Genomic DNA, 17,533 nt, shown 5'->3' with positions numbered 1-17,533 from the left:
CCCGGCCTTGTGCCGGGCATCCACGACTTGAACACCGCCCTTCGAGAATACGTGGATGCCCGGCACAAGGCCGGGCATGACGATGCGGAACTGACTGTGCTGCCTATCCGCCCCGAGCGGATCAAAGGGGCCAGCAGAGCCGATGGCCGTCCCTACTGGCTCACCCACATGATCCGCGCCATCCAGGCGATCTCCGACACCATGAAGCTCCGGTCGCCGTGGTCCTGGTTGAGCGAGGTCAGCTCGATCGTCCGGTTCGTCTGCCGCTTCAGCTCCTTGGCCATGATCTCGCCCTCGGCGGTCTGCAGCACCACCCGGTCGCCCCTGCGGATCGGCGCGGTCGGCGACACCACGATCCGGTCACCGTCGCGATAGACCGGCAGCATGGAATCGCCCTGGATCTCCAGCGCATAGATCGCCTCGTCCGGAATGTCGGGGAACGAGACCTCGTCCCAGCCATTGCCGGCGGGAAGGCCGCCCGCGTCGAAATAGCCGCCCGCGCCGGCCTGCGCGAAGCCGAGTATGGGCAGCGGCCTGGTGCTCATCCTGGTCCCTCCGACGAGCGAGACGAATTCGCCGAAGCTGGTGCCGGTGGCGTTGAGGGCCTTGGCGACGGATTCGGTGGAGGGCCAGCGCTCGCGGCCGTCCAGCATCACGCGCTTCGACTTGTTGAACGTGGTGGCGTCGAGGCCCGCGCGCTTGGCGAGACCTGATGCGGAGAGGCCGTTGGTCTCGGCGAGACGATCGATGGCGGCCCAGATATCGGAATGGGAGAACATGGCAAATCCCCCGCGAGCCCGGGCGATTCGCCGGTCCCGCGCCTGCTATTGGAAGGAACGTCGTCCGGTCATAGGATTATTGGCCTTTTGCGATCATGTCAATCGCGGCTAGGCTGCCGGCATCGTCACGACAGGAACGGCCATGACCCCGACCATCTACAAGATCTCCCCCCGCGTCGCGTGGCAGCAGGCCGAAAGCGCTGGAATCTTTACCGGCGCCCCCGTCGATCTCGCCGACGGCTTCATCCATTTCTCCACCGCCGAACAGGCGCGCGAGACCGCCGCCAAGCATTTCGTCGGCGCCGCCGATCTGGTGCTCATCGCCGTCGATGCCGGCGCCCTCGGCGCGGCGCTGACCTGGGAGCCCTCGCGCGGCGGCGCGCTCTTTCCCCATCTCTATGCCGACCTGCCGATGAGCGCCGTGCGCTGGGTGAAGCCCCTCCCGCTGGGTGCGGACGGCACCCATCTGTTCCCTGCGCTGGAGGATTGACCGCCGGTTGACAGGCCGGGCCGGGTTGGCGAGCCTGTCCGCCGAGCCGAGGGAGAGAAGCGATGTATCGCGCGCTGACGCGGGGCATCCAGGTCACGGTCACGCCGGAATTCAGGCCGGAGCGCTCGGAGCCGGATGAGAGCCAGTTCTTCTGGACCTATCATGTCGAGGTGCTCAACCTGACCGGCGAGCGCGTGCAATTGCGCGCCCGCTACTGGCGCATCACCGACGAACACGGCCGCATCCAGGAGGTGCGCGGCGCCGGCGTCGTCGGCGAGCAGCCGGTGATCGAGCCGGGCGCCGCTTTCGAATACATGTCCGGCTGCCCGCTGACGACGCCGACCGGCATCATGGTCGGCCATTACCTGATGATCTCGGAGCGCAACGAGAGCTTCCAGGCGGAGATCCCCGCCTTCTCGCTCGACAGCCCCTTCGCCAACCGCACCGTCAACTGACGCCGTTCAGGCCAGGGCGCGCACGAGCTGGATGAGGGCAAGGCCGGATACCAGGAGGCCGACGATGCCCATCAGGAGATGCGGGCGCATGTGACGCACGACATAGCCGCCGAAGGGCGCCGCCAGCACCCCGCCGATGATCAGGGCGGCGATATGAGACAGATGGCTCGCCCCGAGTTCGATGAAGAACGTGGTCGATATGGCCACGGTGACGAAAAACTCGGCCGCATTGACCGAGCCGATCACCCGGCGCGGCGCATGGCCGGAGCCGATCAGCGTCGAGGTCACCATCGGCCCCCAGCCGCCGCCGCCGACGGCGTCGAGAAAACCGCCGACGAGGCCGAGCGGCGCCACACGGGTGGTCCTGGCATCGTCCGTGGTCGGGCTGCGGCGGAACGCCTTGACCAGGATGAAAAGGCCGAGAGCGAGAAGATAGGCCGCGATGAAGGGCCGGATCGCCTGGCCGTCGATGTTCGACAGGAGATAGGCGCCGAGCACGCCACCGACGACGCCCGCCAGGCTCAGGGTGATGAACAGCCGCGGCTCGATATTGCGGAAATAGAGGTGCGACAGACCGGATATGCCCGTGGTGAAGACCTCGGCCGTGTGGGTCGCGGCGCTCGCCTGGGCGGGAGGAAGGCCAAGCGACAGCATGGCCGTCGTCGCGATCAGGCCGAAGGCCATGCCGAGGGCGCCGTCGACCAACTGGGCGAAGAAGCCCACAGCGACCAGAAGGGCGAATTCCAGCGTCATCCGGAGGCAACCTCCAACGGCGCGACTATCGCGATGCAGCATGCATGACAGACAGGCCCCCCGGGGAGCAACTCACAGGGCCGTCAGACCGCCATCAACCACCAGCGCATGGCCGGTCATGAACGAATTCTCCGCCGAGCAGATCCACAGCATGGCCTGGACGATCTCGTCGGCCGTGCCCGCCCGTCGCATCGGCATGGTCTGGACGAGCCGGGAGACCATCTCCTCCTGCGTGCGGCCGGGCTGGGCGAGGGATTCCGTCAGCATCGGCGTGTCGGCGAAGGCCGGACATATCGCGTTGACGCGGATTCCCTTGCGGGCGGTCTCGGCGGCGGCCGTCTTGGTCAGGCCGATCACCGCATGTTTGGCCGCGGCATAGGCGGCCAGCAGCGGCGCGCCGGTGACGCCGGCGACCGAGGCGGTGTTGAGGATGACGCCGCCGCCCTGCCGCTCCATCACCGGGATCTGCGCCTTCATCCCGTGGAAGACGCCCATGACATTGACGTCGAACATGCGGCGCATCACCGCCTCGTTGGTGTCGACGAGCTTCATCGTCGCATGGGCGACGCCGGCATTGTTGAGCGCCACGTCGATCCGGCCGAAGGCGTCGGTCCCCGCCGCCACGAGAGCGGCGACGGCCTCCCCGTTGCCGACATCGGTCGACCGCGCCACGACCCTCGCGCCGACTGCCTCCACGAGCCGCGCCGTCTCGGCGAGGCCCGCCTCCTGGATGTCGCCGAGGACGAGTTGAGCGCCCTCCGCGGCGAAGCGTTCGGCGGCGCGCCGGCCGAAACCGCTCGCCGCCCCGGTGATCAGGACGATCTTGCCCTCGTAGCGACGCAGCGCGGTCATCACGGCCCCTTCTCGATGACGTCGACGGCCATGCGCGCCAGGATCGGGATATTGTCCTTCACCTGCATCGCCCGCTCCGGGTTCGAGGCATTGCCGGAGAGTGCGCGTTTGAGGACACCCTGCAGGATAGCGGCCATGCGGAACAGCGAGAAGGCGAGGTAGAAGTCCCAGCGCGGAATGCCGTCGATGCCGGTGCGCTCGCAGTAGCGCGCCACATATTCGGCTTCGGTGGGGATGCCCACCGCCTTGCGGTCGATGCCCGCGAGCCCCCGGAACGAACCGGCATGCGGCAGGCGCCAGTGCATGCACTGGTAGGCGATGTCGGCGAAGGGATGCCCGATGGTGGAGAGCTCCCAGTCGAGGATGGCGAGGAGTTCGGGGCGATCCGTGGCGAAGATCATGTTGTCGATGCGGTAGTCGCCATGGACGAGCGAGGAGCGCCCGTCATCGGCCGGCAGGTTCTGCTCGAGCCAGGTGATGACCTGGTTGATGTCCGGCAGGTGCTCGGTCTCCGAGGCGCGGTATTGCTCGGTCCAGCGCGACAGCTGCCGGGCGAAATAATTGCCGGGACGTCCGAAATCCGCGAGGCCGACGGCCGCCGGATCGACCATGTGCAGCGCCGCCAGCGCCGCATTCATCGCGTCGTAGATGGCGGTGCGCTCGTCCTGCGACACCTCGGGAATGGCAGGATCCCAGATGATCCGCCCGTCGACGAATTCCATCACGTAGAAGGCCGTGCCGATGACGCTCTCGTCCTCGCACAGCACATGCATGCGCGGCACCGGCACCGGCGTGCCGCCCAGCGCCTTCATCACGCGATACTCGCGGTCCACCGCATGGGCGGATTTCAGCAATTGTCCCGGCGGCTTCTTGCGCAGGACGGCGCGGCCGCCGGCATGGGTCAGCATGAAGGTCGGGTTGGACTGGCCTCCTGCGAACTTCTCGGCCGTCACCGGCCCCGTGAAGCCCGGCCAGTGCGCCGCCAGATAGGCGCCGAGAGCCGCTTCGTCGATGATCATGGCAGACGTCGCCGCTGGCGTGGCCAAGGCAGAACTCCTCGCAATGCTGATCGGCGCCGGCACGCGGCCGCCGCCGTGCCGCATCCTCTGCGGCACGGGAAGTCTGCCACGCCGCCGGCCCGCCCGTCCTCTCCGACGGACGGACGACGGCGGGGCGCCACCGTCAGACGACTTCGAACAGGCCGGCAGCCCCCATGCCGCCGCCGATGCACATGGTGACGACCACGTGCTTGGCGCCGCGGCGCTTGCCCTCGATCAGCGCATGGCCGGTGAGGCGGGCACCCGACACGCCGTAGGGATGGCCCACCGCGATGGCGCCGCCGTTGACGTTGAGGCGGTCATGCGGGATGCCGAGCGTGTCGCGGCAGTAGAGCACCTGCACGGCGAAGGCCTCGTTCAGCTCCCACAGGTCGATGTCCTCGACCTTCATGCCGGCGCGCTTCAGCAGCTTCGGCACGGCGAAGACAGGGCCGATGCCCATCTCGTCCGGCTCGCAGCCCGCGACCGCGAAGCCCTTGAAGATGCCGAGCGGGGTGAGGCCGCGCTTCTCGGCGAGCTTGGCCTCCATCACCACCGCCATCGAGGCGCCGTCGGAGAACTGGCTGGCATTGCCGGCGGTGATGATGCCGCCCTCAAGGGCCGGGCGGATCTTGGCGACGCCCTCATAGGTCGTGTCGGCGCGGATGCCCTCGTCCTCGGAGAGGACGACCTCCTCCTCCCAGGTGCGCACGACCTCCTTCTTGTCGTTCATCTCGGCCTTCAGCATCTTCGTCGTGAAGGGGACGATCTCCTGGTCGAACTTGCGGCCCTGGCGGGCGGCGGCGGCCCGCAGCTGGCTCTCGACGCCATACTGGTCCTGCCGCTCGCGCGAGATGCCGTAACGCTTTGCCACCGTCTCGGCCGTCTGCAGCATGGACCAGTAGATCTCAGGCTTCTTCGCCTTCAGCGCCGGGTCCTGGAAGTTCGACCTGTTGGCCTGGTTCTGCACCAGCGAGATCGATTCGACGCCGCCGGCGACATAGATGTCGGCCTCGCCGGCGATGATGTTCTGCGCCGCGGTGGCGATGGTCTGCAGGCCCGACGAGCAGAAGCGGTTGATCGTCATGCCCGAGGTGGTGATCGGGCAGCCGGCCGAGAGGGCGATCTGGCGGGCGATGTTGCCGCCTGTGGCGCCTTCCGGCGTGGCGCAGCCGACGATCACGTCCTCGACCTCGCCCGGATCGATGCCGGCCCGCTCGATGGCGTGGCGCGTCGCATGGCCGCCCATGGCGGCGCCATGGGTGTTGTTGAGGGCGCCCTTCCAGGACTTCGCCAGGCCCGTCCGGGCGGTGGATACGATGACGGCTTCACGCATGGGTGTCTCCTGAAAAGGTCCTGAAAGGCAACGGCTCAGCCGCGCGGCGGCAGGGCGATGCCCTTGCCCGCGGCGGCCTTCATGGCGAATTTGGCGGTCTGCTCGAAGGCGCCCTGCAGCGCCTTCTGGCCCGAGGGGTTGGAAATGTCCTCGAAGCGGGCGGCGACCGTCTCCGGTGTCCGCTCGGCCTCGTCGAGCCAGATTCCATCGGTCTCGTAGATGATCGTCCTGGCGAAGGCCCCGGCCCCGGCGCAGAGGATGGTCCGCGACGGGCCCTTCTCGCTGACCAGGAAGAGGACGCCGGGCGTGATCGATTCCGGCGTCAGCAGCGCCAGCGTCTCCGGCGTCATCAGTTCCTCCGTCATGCGGGTTGCCGCCGTCGGGGCCAGGGTGTTGACGCGGATGTCGTTCTTCGCGCCCTCCTGATGCAGCACGTTCATCAGGCCGACCATCGCCGCCTTGGCGGCCCCATAGTTGGACTGGCCGAAATTGCCATAGAGGCCCGACGAGGACGAGGTGAAGACGATGCGGCCGTAGTTCTGGGCGCGCATGATGTCCCACACCGCCTTGGTGCAGTTGACCGTGCCCATCAGGTGCACGTCCACCACCGCCTCGAAATCGGCGAGCTCCATCTTGGTGAAGGTCTTGTCACGCAGGATGCCGGCATTGTTGACGAGGATGTCGATGCGGCCCCACGCGTCCATGGTCTTCTGCACCATGTCCTGCACCTGGGCGAAATCGGCCACGTTGGCGCCATGGGCCATGGCCTCGCCGCCAGCCGCCTTGATTTCGGCCACGACCTTATCGGCCGCCTCCGACGAGCCGCCGGTGCCGTCGCGGGCGCCGCCGAAATCGACGATGACGACCTTGGCGCCGCGGGCCGCGAGCCCCAGCGCATGGGAGCGCCCGAGGCCGTTGCCGGCACCGGTGACGATGGCGACGCGTCCGTCGAAACGAATGCTCATGGGGAGTTCCTCAGTTCGTGAAGGCGAGCGTGACCCAGTCGGCGGCGAGGGCCGGCTTCTCGGCACCCTCGATCTCGACGGTCACGGCATGGGTGAGCTGGTGCTGCTGCGGCGACTTGCTGTCCAGCGCCTTCAGCACGAAGCGGCCGCGGATGCGCGCGCCCGCCTTGACCGGGCTCATCATGCGCAGCCGGTCGAAGCCGTAATTGACGCCCATGGTGCGCCCGGCGATGTCGGGCAGCGCGTCATAGGCCATGGCGGAGAGTATGGACACCGTCAGGAACCCGTGGGCGATGGTGCCGCCGAAGGGCGTCGCCTTCGCCTTCTCCACGTCGATATGGATGAACTGATGGTCGTGGGTGAGGTCGGCGAAGGCGTCGATGGCGCTCTGCGGAATGTCGAACCATTGCGACACGCCGACCTCCTGGCCGATGCGGCCCTTCAGTTCCTCGATCGTCACCTGCTCTGCCATGCTGTCCTCGTCTCGTCGTCTGGTCAGAAGCCGCGCGCCAGCGCGACGCGGTCGGCGTGGAAATCGGCGTCGCCATAGAGGGTGGAGGCCACCTGCATCCGCTTCATGAAGAGGCCGATATCGATGGCGTCCGTCATGCCGATGCCGCCATGCATCTGCACGGCCTCCTGCGCCGCGAGCCGCGCCACCGACGACGCCTTCGACTTGGCGACCGAAACGGCGAGGGAGGCGCCGGCGGGATCGGCATCCAGCGCCTGCAGGGCGGCGAGGACCGCTGACCTGGCGATCTCGACCTCGCAGAAGAGATGCGCCGCGCGGTGCTGCAGCGCCTGGAAGGCGCCGATGGTGCGGCCGAACTGCTTGCGCTCCTTGAGATAGGCCATGGTGCGCGTGAAACTCTCCTGGGCATTGCCGGAGAGCTCGGCGGCAAGGCCGGCGCGGCCGACGCCGAGTACGACCTCGAGCAGCCCATGGCCGTCATCGACCGCGCCGATCACGTCGTCGGCCGTCACTTCCACGCCGTCGAAGGTGAGTTCCGCCGCGCCGCGCGAATCGAGGGTCGCCAGTCGCTCGACGGCGAGCCCCCTCGCCTTGGCATCGACCAGGAACAGGCTGATGCCGCCCGGCTCGCCCGCCGATCCGGCCGTCCGCGCCGCCACCAGCACGGCATCCGCCGCCTGGCCGTCGACCACATAGGTCTTGGTGCCGGTGAGGCGGAAGCCGTTGCCGTGGCGCTCCGCACGCATGCCCGTGCCGGCGGGATCATGCCGGCGGCCCTCGTCCACGGCGGTGGCGATGACGGCGTCCCCGGCGACGATCGCCGGCAGCCAGTGCTCCTTCTGCGCCGGCGATCCCGCCCGCGACAGGGCGGTTGCAGCCATCATGGCGGTCGACAGGAAGGGCGAGGCGGTGAGCGTGCGGCCCATCTCCTCGCAAAGGATACCGGCCCCGACGAAGCCGAAGCCGAGGCCCCCCTGGTCCTCGGGCACGAGGATGCCGGTCCAGCCCATCGCGGCCATGGCGCGCCAGAGGTCGCGGTCGAAGCCCTCCGCGACCTTCTCGTCGCGGATCCGGCGCAGCGCCGCCACCGGCGCCGTGTCGGTGACGAAGCCGCGCGCGGCGTCCTGCAGCATCATCTGGTCGTCGTTAAGTACCAGCATGGCGGCCTCAGGCGTTGGGCAGTTGCAGGAGGCGCTTGGCGACGATGTCGAGCATCACCTCGGATGTGCCGCCCTCGATCGAATTGGCCTTGGTGCGGAGCCAGCCGCGCGGACGCTCCCCGTCATGGGTGCGGGCGCCCTCCCATTCGAGCCCCTCATGGCCGGCGGCGCGCATCAGAAGCTCGTAGCGGCGCTTGTTGAGCTCGGTGCCATAGTATTTCAGCACCGAGGACTTGTCGCCGACGCCCTTGCCGCCCGCGGCCGCCTCATCCTTGTAGCGGGTCATGGTGGCGGCGAAGGCGAGGGCATCGACCTCTGCCCGCGCCGCATCGGCGCGCAGGAAGGGATCGGCGAGGCGGCCCTGCCCGTCGGTGCCGATCTCCGAGGCCGCGACCTGGCCGGGCGAGCGCCCGCCGAGCAGGCCGCCGCCACCGCCGCCGATCATTTCCCGCTCGTGGGTAAGCAGATATTTGGCGATGTCCCAGCCGCGGTTCAGCGTGCCGACCAGGTTCGCCTTCGGCACCTTCACGCCGTCGAAGAAGGTCTCGCAGAACGGCGACTTGCCAGAGATCAGCAGGATCGGCTTGGTCGACACGCCCGGTGCCGTCATGTCGAAGAGGATGAAGGAAATGCCGAGGTGCTTGGGCGCCGAAAAATCCGTGCGCACCAGGCAGAAGATCATGTCCGCCTTGTCGGCATAGCTCGTCCAGATCTTCGAGCCCGTGACGACGAAATGGTCGCCGCCATCATCGGCACGGGTCTGCAGCGAGGCGAGGTCGGATCCGGCATTGGGCTCCGAATAGCCCTGGCACCAGCGGATCTCGCCACGGGCGATCTTCGGCAGGTGCTCCTGCTTCTGCGCTTCGGAGCCGAAGGCGAGCAGCGCCGGCCCGAGCATCCAGATGCCGAAGCTCTCCAGCGGCGAGCGCGCGCCGATGGCCCGCATCTCCTCCTTGAGGATCGTCACCTCCTCGTGGGAGAGGCCGCCGCCGCCGTAGTCCTGCGGCCAGCCCGGCACGGTCCAGCCGCGTGCCGCCATCCGCTCCAGCCAGACCTTCTGGGCCTCCGACTTGAAGACCCAGCGGCGACCGCCCCAGCAGATGTCGTCATCACCGGTGACAGGCGTCCGCATCTCGACGGGGCAATTGGTTTCGAGCCATGCGCGTGTCTCGCGCCGGAAAGCGTCGAGGCTGTCCATCTGCATCCTCCCGTGGCAGCCTCCCGCATTGCGGGCCGCCGGTCTTTCCTTCGTTGACGGCCACGCTCGCGCGAGGACATACTGCCGAGTATGTTCGCGTGCCGACCCGTTGTCGAGCCCTTGGGCGGCCAGGTCGCCATGCCGGATGTCCCCCTTCCGGCAGAGGGCAAGAGGCGCTAACACGCCAGGGGACACAATCAGGAAACCGGAAAGGTCCCTGAGGGGGAGGATGCCGGCAGACATGCAGGCCACGGCTGCCAATGATCTGGTCTCACCGGACCGGCGCGAGGAGGTGCTCGCCGCCGCCGCGGAATGTTTCATGCGGCGCGGCTATGAGGCGACCTCCATGGACGACGTCGCCGACGCGCTCGGTGCCACCAAGGGGCGCGTCTACCACCACTTCCGCTCGAAGCCGGAGCTCTTCTTCGAGGTCTTCCGCCGGGCGATCTTCATCCTCATCCGCGAGGCGGGAGTGCACGAGACCGGCCCCGGCCATGCCGCCGACCGGCTGCGCCGCATGGCCCGCGCCCACATCCTCTGCATGATGGAGACCCAGGCCTTTCAGCGGAACCTGACGCTGGGCGTCGACCTCTACCGCTTCGGCGAGACCAGCGCCGAGCACAAGGCGACGCTGGAGGACCTGATGAACCTCCGGCGCGGCTACGAGGACGCCTTCCGCCGGACCTTCGCCGCCGGCGCCGCCGATGGCTCGATGAAGGCGCTCGACCCCTCCCTTGCCATGCGCACCCTGCTCGGCGCCATCAACTGGGTGGCGGTCTGGTATTCGCCACGTCCCGGCGAGACCCGCGCCCATCGCGAGAAGCTGGCCGAGGAGATCGTTGTCCAGGTGCTCGGCGGCTATCTCGCGTAGGGGGTCGAGAGCAGTACCCTGGAAGGCCCCACCCTCACCCTCCCCTCGCTGACGCGAGGAGAGGGGGACTATGGCGTCCCATCTGTCCTGAACCCGTGGCGCCGGGCACGAAGCTCTCCGGTCGGACGGCGGGGCCGGGCGCGACGTGACTGTTGAGGTGCGAGGTCGAAGTCCCCCTCTCCTCGCGCAGCGAGGGGAGGGTGTGGCCTTTCCCGGTTCGCGCCGCCTCAAGCCGCTTTCGACCGCGCCTCGCGCACCATCTGCACCAGAACCTTGTGCAGATCCTCGCCGGTGGTGACCCGCCGCGGAAAGAGCACCCGCGCCGTACGGTCGCCGGCGATGAGGTCGAAGCCCTCCGGATCCGCGCCGGACAGCTTCCACGGGCCGGGCTCCTCGCCTGCCAGAACCGTCGCATAGACCGAGACGGCGTCGGCATGGTCCGCGTTCATATGGGCGATGGCCCCGGCCTCGGCGGCGATCAGCCCTTCCGCGCCGGCGATGTCGATCAGCAGATCGGTGCCGGGGATGTCGGCGGCGCGCGCGAAGCCGCCATTGAGATGGCCGGCCGCCACATCCAGCCGCCAGATGCTGAAATCGGGAAAGTCGATATAGATCTGCGCCTTGGGATTGCGGGCGAGAAACCGGGCCTTGAGACGCGCCACCGCCGCCGCATCCTCGACTCTGGCGAAGGCGCCGAGCACGGTCAGCCGCGGATGGGCCAGCGGATCGCCCTTGCCGGTGCGGGAGAGCAGCACCGAGGCGCGTCCATCGGCCTTGAGGTTGGCGGTATGACTGGAGAGGTTGGAGATCAGGATCAGCGGCGCGCCGTCCGTATCCGTCGCCACCGTCGTCAGGGTCGTCACGGGATGGCCGGTATTGCGGTCGAGCGTGCCGAGCGCCCCGACCCGGATGGTCCTGAGCAGGTCGCGGGCCCATTCCAGCGGCTTGAAATCCGCCGGCTGCGGGGCATTTTCCGGAATATTGCCCGGCATGGCGCCGGGTTGGAACTTGGTATCCATAGCTGTCTCCTCGGCGCCGCACCATGACGACGACCCGCCCCGGGATCAAGGCCCGCCCGCAGTCCGCGCCGGGTGCGGGGCTTGACGTGGCGCGGAGCCTCGCCCATGCCTCGAAGCATCCGGAAAGGCCCTCCATGCCCCTGCGCCTCTCGACCAGCGCCCTCGACTTCGAAACCCGCTTCGCTGGCCTGCTGGCCATGAAGCGCGAAGTCTCGGAAGAGGTGAACGACGTCGTCCGCACCATCGGCCAGGACGTCGCCCAGCGCGGCGACGCAGCCCTGATCGAATATACCGCCAAGTTCGACAAGTTGATGCTGACCCCGGCGACCCTGCGCGTCACCGAGGCGCAGATCGAAACCGCGCTGGCTGCCTGCGACCCGGCGACCCTCGACGCCCTGCGCCTCGCCGCCGACCGCATCCGCGCCTACCACGCCCGCCAGAAGCCGCAGGACGACCGTTTCGTCGACGCGCTCGGGGTCGAGCTCGGCTATCGCTGGACCGCCATCGAGGCGGTCGGGCTCTATGTCCCCGGCGGCACCGCGGCCTATCCTTCCTCGGTCCTGATGAACGCCCTTCCGGCCAAGGTCGCGGGCTGCCCGCGCGTGGTGATGGTCGTGCCGGCCCCCGGCGGCACGCTGAACCCGCTGGTGCTCGCCGCAGCCCGCCTCGCCGGCGTCGACGAGATCTACCGCGTTGGCGGCGCCCAGGCGGTCTTCGCCCTCGCCCATGGCACCGAGACCATCCGCCCGGTCGCCAAGATCATGGGCCCGGGCAACGCCTATGTCGCCGCCGCCAAGCGCCAGGTCTTCGGCAAGGTCGGCATCGACATGATCGCCGGTCCCTCCGAGGTGCTGGTCATCGCCGACGGCACCGCCAATCCCGACTGGATCGCCGCCGATCTCCTCGCCCAGGCCGAGCATGATACCGCCGCCCAGTCCCTGCTCATCACCGATGACCGCGGCCTCGCCGACGCCGTCGAGGCGGCCGTCACCCGCCAGCTCGTCACCCTGCCGCGGGCGGACATTGCCGGCGCCAGCTGGCGCGACTACGGCGCCATCATCGAGGTGGCGACCATCGCCGAGGCGGTGCCCCTCGCCGACCGGCTGGCCGCCGAGCATCTCGAGATCATCACTGCCGATGCCGAGGGCCTGGCCGCGCAGATCCGCAATGCCGGCGCCATTTTCCTCGGCGGCCATACGCCCGAGGCGATCGGCGACTATGTCGGCGGTTCCAACCACGTTCTGCCCACCGCGCGCTCGGCGCGCTTTTCCTCCGGCCTCGGCGTGCTCGACTTCATGAAGCGCACCTCGCTGCTGAAATGCGGCCCGGAACAGTTGCGCGCCCTCGGGCCCGCGGCCATCGCCCTCGGCGAGGCCGAGGGGCTCTCCGCCCATGCCCGGTCCGTCTCCATCCGCCTCAATCTCGGCGGCACGGACTGACAGCCCCCGCCAGGAAAGGACCGCCATGACCGATCGGGAGCCGAAGGACCACAGCGACCCGGTGATCATGGGCCGGCGCCTGGTGGCGGTGTCCATCGACGAGGCCTCCATCGGCCGTTCCTCGCCCGATGTCGAGCACGAGCGCGCCGTCGCGATCTACGACCTGATCGAGGAGAATTCATTCTGTCCGGTGGGGATCGAGACCGGGCCCTTCGCGCTCCACATCTCGCTGGCGGAAGGCAAACTCGTCCTCGACGTCAAGCACCAGGACGGCCGGCAGGTGGTCACCCATATCCTGTCGCTGACGCCCTTCAGGCGGATCGTGAAGGACTATTTCATGATCTGCGACAGCTATTACGATGCCATCCGCACCGCCACTCCGGCGCAGATCGAGACCATCGACATGGCCCGCCGCGGCCTCCACAACGAGGGCTCGGAGATCCTGCGCGAGCGGCTGAAGGAGAAGCTCGACTTCGATTTCGACACGGCGCGGCGACTGTTCACGCTCGTCTCGGTCCTGCACTGGAAGGGCTGAGGTGGTCTCCGATCGACGCAAGAACCCTCAGGCCGTGCTCTTCGCCTGTGGCATGAACCAGGTGCGTTCACCCATGGCCGCGGCGATCATGCAGTACTTCCACGGCAACCGGGTTTTCGTCGAGAGCGCCGGCGTCCACAAGGGCGAGCACGATCCCTTCGTCGACGCTGTGATGGACGAGATCGGCATCGACACCCGAAAGACCAAGCCGAAGACGATCGAGGAGCTGGAAGAGTGGGAAGGCCTGAACTTCGACCTCGTGGTCACCCTCGCCCCCGACGCCCACCACACCGCCCTCGACCTGACCCGCACCAATGACATGGAGGTCGAGTACTGGCCGACCCCCGACCCGACCCTGGCGCAGGGGTCCCGCGAGCAGCGGCTCGACGCCTACCGCCAGGTGCGCGACATGCTGATGCAACGCATCCGCCAGCGCTTCACCCGCTCCGCCATGGGCAACGAATAGGGTCTCAGCCGGCCCGAAGCCGCTCCAGCGCCACGCTCCACAGCGTCCGCGTCAGGTCGCCGGCTCCCATCTCGCGGCCGAGCGAGGCCGCCTGACCCGCCCAGAGCGAGGAGAAATCCGCGCTGCCGGCGGCCTCGGCCTTCGCCTTCAGCGGCATGAGCGCGCCGCCCGCCGTCGGAAAGGCCGGCGCATCGGTGGAGAGCGGCCCCACCTCCCGCATGAGCCGGTTGACGAGCCCGCGCGCCGGTCGCCCCGTGAAGAGGTTGGTCAGGGCCGTGCCGTCGTCCTTGGCCTCGCGCAACGCCTCCCGGTGCATGGGCGTGATGGTCGCTTCGGGGGTGAAGAGATAGGCGGTGCCGATCTGCACGGCGGAGGCGCCAAGCGCGAACGCCGCGACGATGCCGCGCGCATCGGCGATGCCGCCAGCGGCGATCACCGGCACCTCGACCGCATCGACCACCTGCGGCAGAAGGGCGAAGAGGCCGGGCTGCTGGCCGACATCGTCGGTGAGGAAGATGCCGCGATGGCCTCCGGCCTCATAGCCCTGGGCGATGACGGCATCGGCCCCGTGATCCTCAAGCCAGCGCGCCTCGTCGGCCGTGGTGGCGGAGGAGACGACCCTCGCCCCCGTCGCCTTCACCCGGTCCATGAGGTCCGGCGCTGGCAGGCCGAAATGGAAGCTCACGACCTCCGGCCGGAACTCCTCGACCACCGCACAGAAGGCCGCGTCGAAGGGGGCGCGGTTGGAGGTCGGGACCGGCGCGGCGGGGTCGATCTCGAGCTCGACGTAATAGGGCAACAGGCGCGCCCGCCAGGCCGCCTCGCGGGCCGCATCGGGGGCCGGCGGGCGATGGCAGAAGAAGTTGAGATTGATCGGCTTCGCCGTCCGCTGGCGGATCAGGCCCAGTTCAGCGCGCATCGCGTCGACGCTCAGGAGCGCGCCCGGCAGCGACCCGAGGCCGCCGGCTTCCGAGACCGCCACCGCCATGGGCGCGCCCTGGGCGCCCGCCATCGGCGCCTGGATGATCGGCACGCTGATGCCAAAAAGCGTCTGGATGCGGCGGTCGAGCGGCATGGTGGCCCTCCATTCGGTCGGGCGCAGACTTTAGTCGCTGACCGTGGCGGGAAAAGGGGTGACCTTCGGCGGACGGATCGGGGGCGGCCGGGCCTCTCCCCGCCATGACGGTTGGAGGTGCCGGAGGTCACTGGCCAAGCCAAACAGCTGCATCGGCCAGGTGCAGTCGACCTGATCCGGCAGGATCGGCCTCAGGGCCGCCAGCCGGTCTCCATCGGCACGTCGTCATCAGGCGCAGCCGGCTTCGGCTCGGCGGCGCGCGCCTCGTCGATCACCGCGAGAAGGGCGACGAGCGCCTGTTCCACGCCCTCGCCCGACGTCGCCGACAGGGCGAGCGGCGTCCTCTTCGCCGCCCGCTTCAGCCGCGCCATCTGCTCCTTGCGGGTCTCCGGGTCGAGCGCGTCGACCTTGGCCAGCGCCACGATCTCCGGCTTGTCGGCGAGGCCGTGGCCATAGGCCTCGATCTCCTTGCGCACCATCTTGTAAGCCTTGCCGGCATGGTCGCAGGTGCCGTCGACGAGGTGCAGGAGCACCCGGCAGCGCTCGACATGGCCGAGGAAGCGATCGCCGAGCCCGACGCCGTCATGCGCGCCCTCGATGAGGCCGGGAATATCGGCGAGCACGAATTCGCGGGCCCGCGCGCGGACGACGCCGAGGCCGGGATGGAGCGTGGTGAACGGATAGTCGGCGATCTTCGGCTTGGCCGAGGTGGTCGCGGCGAGGAAGGTCGACTTGCCGGCATTGGGCATGCCGATCAGGCCGGCATCGGCGATCAGCTTCAGCCGCAGCATGACCCAGGCTTCCTTGGCCGGCTGGCCCGGATTGGCATAGCGCGGCGACTGGTTGGTGGCGCTCTTGAAATGGGCATTGCCGAAGCCGCCATTGCCGCCGGTGAGCAGCACGAAGCGCTGGCCGACCGTGGTGATGTCGGCGATCAGCGTCTCGCCGTCCTCGTCGAAGACCTGCGTCCCGGCCGGCACTTTCAGCACCACGTCGGCGCCACGCGCGCCCGCGCGGTTGCGGCCCATGCCGTGCATGCCGATCTTCGCCTTGAAATGCTGCTGGTAGCGGTAATCGATCAGGGTGTTCAGCCCGTCGACGCATTCGATCACGACATCGCCGCCGCGACCGCCGTCGCCGCCGTCCGGACCGCCGAACTCGATGAACTTGGCGCGATGGAATGACACGGAACCGGCACCGCCGGCACCCGCCTTCACATAGACCTTGGCCTGATCGAGGAACTTCATGGACTTCCGCTCGCCGCCGGAAGGGCGGAGCGGGTCTCTACCCCATCGGGGCGGCCCCGTCCAAGAAAAACGCCCCAAATAGCCCCGGAAAAGCGCCGGGCGGCCGCATTGCTGCGACCGCCCGGTTTCTCAGGCACCACCGTTCCCCCGAATGGATGGAGCCCGATAAGGTATGGGTCCATCATGTCGACGGGCGCCTGCGGGCGCCTTGATGCGGATCAATCAGGCGCCGCTGGCATGCGCGATGAGCCGCCCCATGAAGGCATCGGCCTTGGCCAGTTCGCCCGCCTCGACATATTCGTCGGGCTTGTGGGCCTGCTCGATTGAGCCCGGCCCGACAATGGCGCTGGGGATGCCGATCTGCTGGAACAGGCCCGCTTCAGTGCCATAGGCGACCTTGGCGTGGTCGTTGCGCCCGGCGAGGCGCTTGGCGAGCACGGTCACCGGGGCATCCGCCGCCGTGTCGAGGCCCGGCACCAGCGCCAGTTCCTGGAAGGTGAAGCCGGCACCAGCATGGATGGCCTTCATCGGCGGCTCCAGCACCTGATAGGCATAGGCCTCGATCTCCGCGACGATGGCATGCGGGTCGTCGCCGGCGACGCAGCGCAGGTCGAAATCGACGACGCACTCGCCCGCGACGATGTTGCGCACCGTGCCGCCGCGGATGACGCCGACCGAGGTGGTCGAGAACGGCACCGCATAGAGCGGGTCGAGATCGGTGCGGGCGGCGAGCCGCTGGCCGATCTCGTTGATCCTGACGATCAGCTTGGCCGCCTCCTCGATGGCGTTGACCCCGTGCGGCCGCAGCGAGGAATGCGCCTCGAAGCCCTTCACCGTGACGCGCATCGGCCGCCCCGTCTTGTGGGCGATGACGACCTGCATGTTGGTCGGCTCGCCGACGAAACAGGCCTCGGGCTTCAGCGGCCTCTCCTTCAGCACGGCGAGCAGGGTGCGCACGCCGCGGCAGCCGACCTCCTCGTCATACGAAATCGCGAGATGGATGGGCTTGGCCAGCGGCGCCGCCACCATGGCCGGCACGGCGGCCAGCGCCGAGGCGACGAAACCCTTCATGTCGCAGGTGCCGCGGCCGAAATAGCGTCCGTCCTTCTCCACCAGCGAGAAGGGATCGGTCGACCAGTCCTGCCCGTCCACCGGCACCACGTCGACATGGCCGGAGAGCACGTAGCCGGCGACATCCTTGGGTCCGATGGTGACCCAGAGGTTCGCCTTCTGCCCGGTCTCGTCATAGACCCGCTCGCCGCTGATGCCGTGACCGGCGAGATAGTCCTCCACCCAGTCGAGGAGCGGCAGGTTGGAATTGCGGCTCGTCGTGTCGAAGGCGACGAGCTTGCCGAGGATGTCGACCGTGGACAGATGCGCCATG

At 68.6% G+C, this 17,533-nt stretch carries 19 protein-coding genes; 6 read left to right on the top strand and 13 right to left on the bottom strand.

The features are described from left to right. Positions 1 to 152: 152 nt before the first annotated feature. Positions 153 to 779 carry a helix-turn-helix transcriptional regulator gene (locus Q8O26_RS14620; protein ID WP_305576836.1) on the bottom strand — a complete coding sequence of 209 codons (627 nt, stop codon included), beginning with the start codon at positions 777 to 779 and terminating at the stop codon, positions 153 to 155. A gap of 142 nt (positions 780 to 921) precedes the next feature. Here Q8O26_RS14620 and Q8O26_RS14615 point away from each other — a divergent pair, with 142 nt between their 5' ends. Together Q8O26_RS14615 and apaG are read left to right on the top strand one after the other, a co-directional pair. Beyond that, complete coding sequence (locus Q8O26_RS14615; protein ID WP_305576834.1) at positions 922 to 1,269, top strand: DUF952 domain-containing protein; 348 nt, start codon at positions 922 to 924, stop codon at positions 1,267 to 1,269. A 62-nt stretch (positions 1,270 to 1,331) separates the two neighbouring features. Beyond that, positions 1,332 to 1,724 carry a Co2+/Mg2+ efflux protein ApaG gene (apaG, locus tag Q8O26_RS14610; protein WP_305576832.1) on the top strand — a complete coding sequence of 131 codons (393 nt, stop codon included), beginning with the start codon at positions 1,332 to 1,334 and terminating at the stop codon, positions 1,722 to 1,724. Between the two features lie 6 nt (positions 1,725 to 1,730). On the opposite strand, the gene Q8O26_RS14605 is transcribed toward apaG, so the two are convergent. The 8 genes from Q8O26_RS14605 to Q8O26_RS14570 all read right to left on the bottom strand — a co-directional run bounded on the left by Q8O26_RS14605 (position 1,731) and on the right by Q8O26_RS14570 (position 9,497). Then, positions 1,731 to 2,477 carry a sulfite exporter TauE/SafE family protein gene (locus Q8O26_RS14605; protein ID WP_305576830.1) on the bottom strand — a complete coding sequence of 249 codons (747 nt, stop codon included), beginning with the start codon at positions 2,475 to 2,477 and terminating at the stop codon, positions 1,731 to 1,733. A gap of 72 nt (positions 2,478 to 2,549) precedes the next feature. After that, positions 2,550 to 3,329, bottom strand: a complete 780-nt coding sequence (locus Q8O26_RS14600; RefSeq protein WP_305576828.1) for an SDR family NAD(P)-dependent oxidoreductase — start codon at positions 3,327 to 3,329, stop codon at positions 2,550 to 2,552. Next, a complete protein-coding gene (locus Q8O26_RS14595) occupies positions 3,329 to 4,348 on the bottom strand; it encodes a phosphotransferase (protein WP_305576874.1) in 1,020 nt (339 codons plus the stop codon). Before Q8O26_RS14595 ends, Q8O26_RS14600 begins: the two co-directional genes overlap by 1 nt. Positions 4,349 to 4,511: 163 nt before the next feature. Beyond that, the gene (locus Q8O26_RS14590) at positions 4,512 to 5,702 is read right to left on the bottom strand and encodes an acetyl-CoA C-acyltransferase (RefSeq protein ID WP_305576825.1); all 1,191 of its coding nucleotides are present in this window, start codon (positions 5,700 to 5,702) and stop codon (positions 4,512 to 4,514) included. A gap of 35 nt (positions 5,703 to 5,737) precedes the next feature. Beyond that, positions 5,738 to 6,667, bottom strand: coding sequence for an SDR family NAD(P)-dependent oxidoreductase (locus tag Q8O26_RS14585; RefSeq protein WP_305576823.1), 930 nt, complete (start codon positions 6,665 to 6,667; stop codon positions 5,738 to 5,740). Positions 6,668 to 6,677: 10 nt separating this feature from the next. Continuing rightward, on the bottom strand, positions 6,678 to 7,139 hold the full coding sequence (locus Q8O26_RS14580) for a MaoC family dehydratase (RefSeq protein ID WP_305576821.1): 462 nt from the start codon (positions 7,137 to 7,139) through the stop codon (positions 6,678 to 6,680). A gap of 23 nt (positions 7,140 to 7,162) precedes the next feature. After that, positions 7,163 to 8,299, bottom strand: a complete 1,137-nt coding sequence (locus tag Q8O26_RS14575) for an acyl-CoA dehydrogenase family protein (protein ID WP_305576819.1) — start codon at positions 8,297 to 8,299, stop codon at positions 7,163 to 7,165. Positions 8,300 to 8,306: 7 nt separating this feature from the next. Continuing rightward, complete coding sequence (locus Q8O26_RS14570; RefSeq protein ID WP_305576817.1) at positions 8,307 to 9,497, bottom strand: acyl-CoA dehydrogenase family protein; 1,191 nt, start codon at positions 9,495 to 9,497, stop codon at positions 8,307 to 8,309. A gap of 241 nt (positions 9,498 to 9,738) precedes the next feature. On the opposite strand from Q8O26_RS14570, the gene Q8O26_RS14565 reads away from it, so the two are divergent. Continuing rightward, positions 9,739 to 10,368 carry a TetR/AcrR family transcriptional regulator gene (locus tag Q8O26_RS14565; RefSeq protein ID WP_305576815.1) on the top strand — a complete coding sequence of 210 codons (630 nt, stop codon included), beginning with the start codon at positions 9,739 to 9,741 and terminating at the stop codon, positions 10,366 to 10,368. 227 nt (positions 10,369 to 10,595) lie between these two features. Here Q8O26_RS14565 and Q8O26_RS14560 read toward each other — a convergent pair whose 3' ends face one another. Continuing rightward, positions 10,596 to 11,387, bottom strand: coding sequence for a HugZ family protein (locus Q8O26_RS14560; protein ID WP_371134573.1), 792 nt, complete (start codon positions 11,385 to 11,387; stop codon positions 10,596 to 10,598). A 134-nt stretch (positions 11,388 to 11,521) separates the two neighbouring features. Between Q8O26_RS14560 and hisD the strand changes: the two genes are divergently transcribed. The 3 genes from hisD to Q8O26_RS14545 are packed head-to-tail and all read left to right on the top strand — an operon-like array spanning position 11,522 to position 13,827. Beyond that, positions 11,522 to 12,826: a histidinol dehydrogenase gene (hisD, locus tag Q8O26_RS14555; RefSeq protein WP_305576870.1), complete on the top strand. Its 1,305-nt coding sequence runs from the start codon at positions 11,522 to 11,524 to the stop codon at positions 12,824 to 12,826. A 25-nt stretch (positions 12,827 to 12,851) separates the two neighbouring features. Then, a complete protein-coding gene (locus tag Q8O26_RS14550) occupies positions 12,852 to 13,361 on the top strand; it encodes a UPF0262 family protein (protein WP_305576813.1) in 510 nt (169 codons plus the stop codon). Between the two features lies 1 nt (position 13,362). Then, positions 13,363 to 13,827 carry an arsenate reductase ArsC gene (locus Q8O26_RS14545; RefSeq protein ID WP_305576812.1) on the top strand — a complete coding sequence of 155 codons (465 nt, stop codon included), beginning with the start codon at positions 13,363 to 13,365 and terminating at the stop codon, positions 13,825 to 13,827. A gap of 4 nt (positions 13,828 to 13,831) precedes the next feature. Here the strand turns inward: Q8O26_RS14545 and Q8O26_RS14540 are convergent, their stop codons facing one another. From Q8O26_RS14540 to argE, 3 genes are all read right to left on the bottom strand, one after another. Further along, positions 13,832 to 14,902 (bottom strand): nitronate monooxygenase family protein, encoded by a 1,071-nt coding sequence (locus tag Q8O26_RS14540; protein ID WP_305576810.1) that lies wholly within the window; start codon positions 14,900 to 14,902, stop codon positions 13,832 to 13,834. Positions 14,903 to 15,093: 191 nt separating this feature from the next. Continuing rightward, positions 15,094 to 16,149: a GTPase ObgE gene (obgE, locus tag Q8O26_RS14535; RefSeq protein ID WP_305576809.1), complete on the bottom strand. Its 1,056-nt coding sequence runs from the start codon at positions 16,147 to 16,149 to the stop codon at positions 15,094 to 15,096. Positions 16,150 to 16,371: 222 nt separating this feature from the next. After that, positions 16,372 to 17,532 carry an acetylornithine deacetylase gene (argE, locus tag Q8O26_RS14530; RefSeq protein ID WP_305576807.1) on the bottom strand — a complete coding sequence of 387 codons (1,161 nt, stop codon included), beginning with the start codon at positions 17,530 to 17,532 and terminating at the stop codon, positions 16,372 to 16,374. Position 17,533 lies beyond the last annotated feature (1 nt).

Origin of the sequence: Phreatobacter sp. (genome assembly GCF_030691135.1) — a bacterium.
GTDB lineage: Bacteria > Pseudomonadota > Alphaproteobacteria > Rhizobiales > Phreatobacteraceae > Phreatobacter.
The sequence above is the reverse complement of the archived record's forward strand: the minus strand, read 5'-3'. Positions and strand labels throughout refer to the sequence as shown.

What these genes read in the sequence shown, in the direction of transcription:
- Q8O26_RS14620 (WP_305576836.1), bottom strand. Translation starts at nt 779, where the DNA reads ATGTTCTCCCATTCCGATATCTGGGCCGCCATCGATCGTCTCGCCGAG.
- Q8O26_RS14615 (WP_305576834.1), top strand. Translation starts at nt 922, where the DNA reads ATGACCCCGACCATCTACAAGATCTCCCCCCGCGTCGCGTGGCAGCAG.
- apaG (WP_305576832.1), top strand. Translation starts at nt 1,332, where the DNA reads ATGTATCGCGCGCTGACGCGGGGCATCCAGGTCACGGTCACGCCGGAA.
- Q8O26_RS14605 (WP_305576830.1), bottom strand. Translation starts at nt 2,477, where the DNA reads ATGACGCTGGAATTCGCCCTTCTGGTCGCTGTGGGCTTCTTCGCCCAG.
- Q8O26_RS14600 (WP_305576828.1), bottom strand. Translation starts at nt 3,329, where the DNA reads ATGACCGCGCTGCGTCGCTACGAGGGCAAGATCGTCCTGATCACCGGG.
- Q8O26_RS14595 (WP_305576874.1), bottom strand. Translation starts at nt 4,348, where the DNA reads ATGATCATCGACGAAGCGGCTCTCGGCGCCTATCTGGCGGCGCACTGG.
- Q8O26_RS14590 (WP_305576825.1), bottom strand. Translation starts at nt 5,702, where the DNA reads ATGCGTGAAGCCGTCATCGTATCCACCGCCCGGACGGGCCTGGCGAAG.
- Q8O26_RS14585 (WP_305576823.1), bottom strand. Translation starts at nt 6,667, where the DNA reads ATGAGCATTCGTTTCGACGGACGCGTCGCCATCGTCACCGGTGCCGGC.
- Q8O26_RS14580 (WP_305576821.1), bottom strand. Translation starts at nt 7,139, where the DNA reads ATGGCAGAGCAGGTGACGATCGAGGAACTGAAGGGCCGCATCGGCCAG.
- Q8O26_RS14575 (WP_305576819.1), bottom strand. Translation starts at nt 8,299, where the DNA reads ATGCTGGTACTTAACGACGACCAGATGATGCTGCAGGACGCCGCGCGC.
- Q8O26_RS14570 (WP_305576817.1), bottom strand. Translation starts at nt 9,497, where the DNA reads ATGGACAGCCTCGACGCTTTCCGGCGCGAGACACGCGCATGGCTCGAA.
- Q8O26_RS14565 (WP_305576815.1), top strand. Translation starts at nt 9,739, where the DNA reads ATGCAGGCCACGGCTGCCAATGATCTGGTCTCACCGGACCGGCGCGAG.
- Q8O26_RS14560 (WP_371134573.1), bottom strand. Translation starts at nt 11,387, where the DNA reads ATGGATACCAAGTTCCAACCCGGCGCCATGCCGGGCAATATTCCGGAA.
- hisD (WP_305576870.1), top strand. Translation starts at nt 11,522, where the DNA reads ATGCCCCTGCGCCTCTCGACCAGCGCCCTCGACTTCGAAACCCGCTTC.
- Q8O26_RS14550 (WP_305576813.1), top strand. Translation starts at nt 12,852, where the DNA reads ATGACCGATCGGGAGCCGAAGGACCACAGCGACCCGGTGATCATGGGC.
- Q8O26_RS14540 (WP_305576810.1), bottom strand. Translation starts at nt 14,902, where the DNA reads ATGCCGCTCGACCGCCGCATCCAGACGCTTTTTGGCATCAGCGTGCCG.
- obgE (WP_305576809.1), bottom strand. Translation starts at nt 16,149, where the DNA reads ATGAAGTTCCTCGATCAGGCCAAGGTCTATGTGAAGGCGGGTGCCGGC.
- argE (WP_305576807.1), bottom strand. Translation starts at nt 17,532, where the DNA reads ATGGCGCATCTGTCCACGGTCGACATCCTCGGCAAGCTCGTCGCCTTC.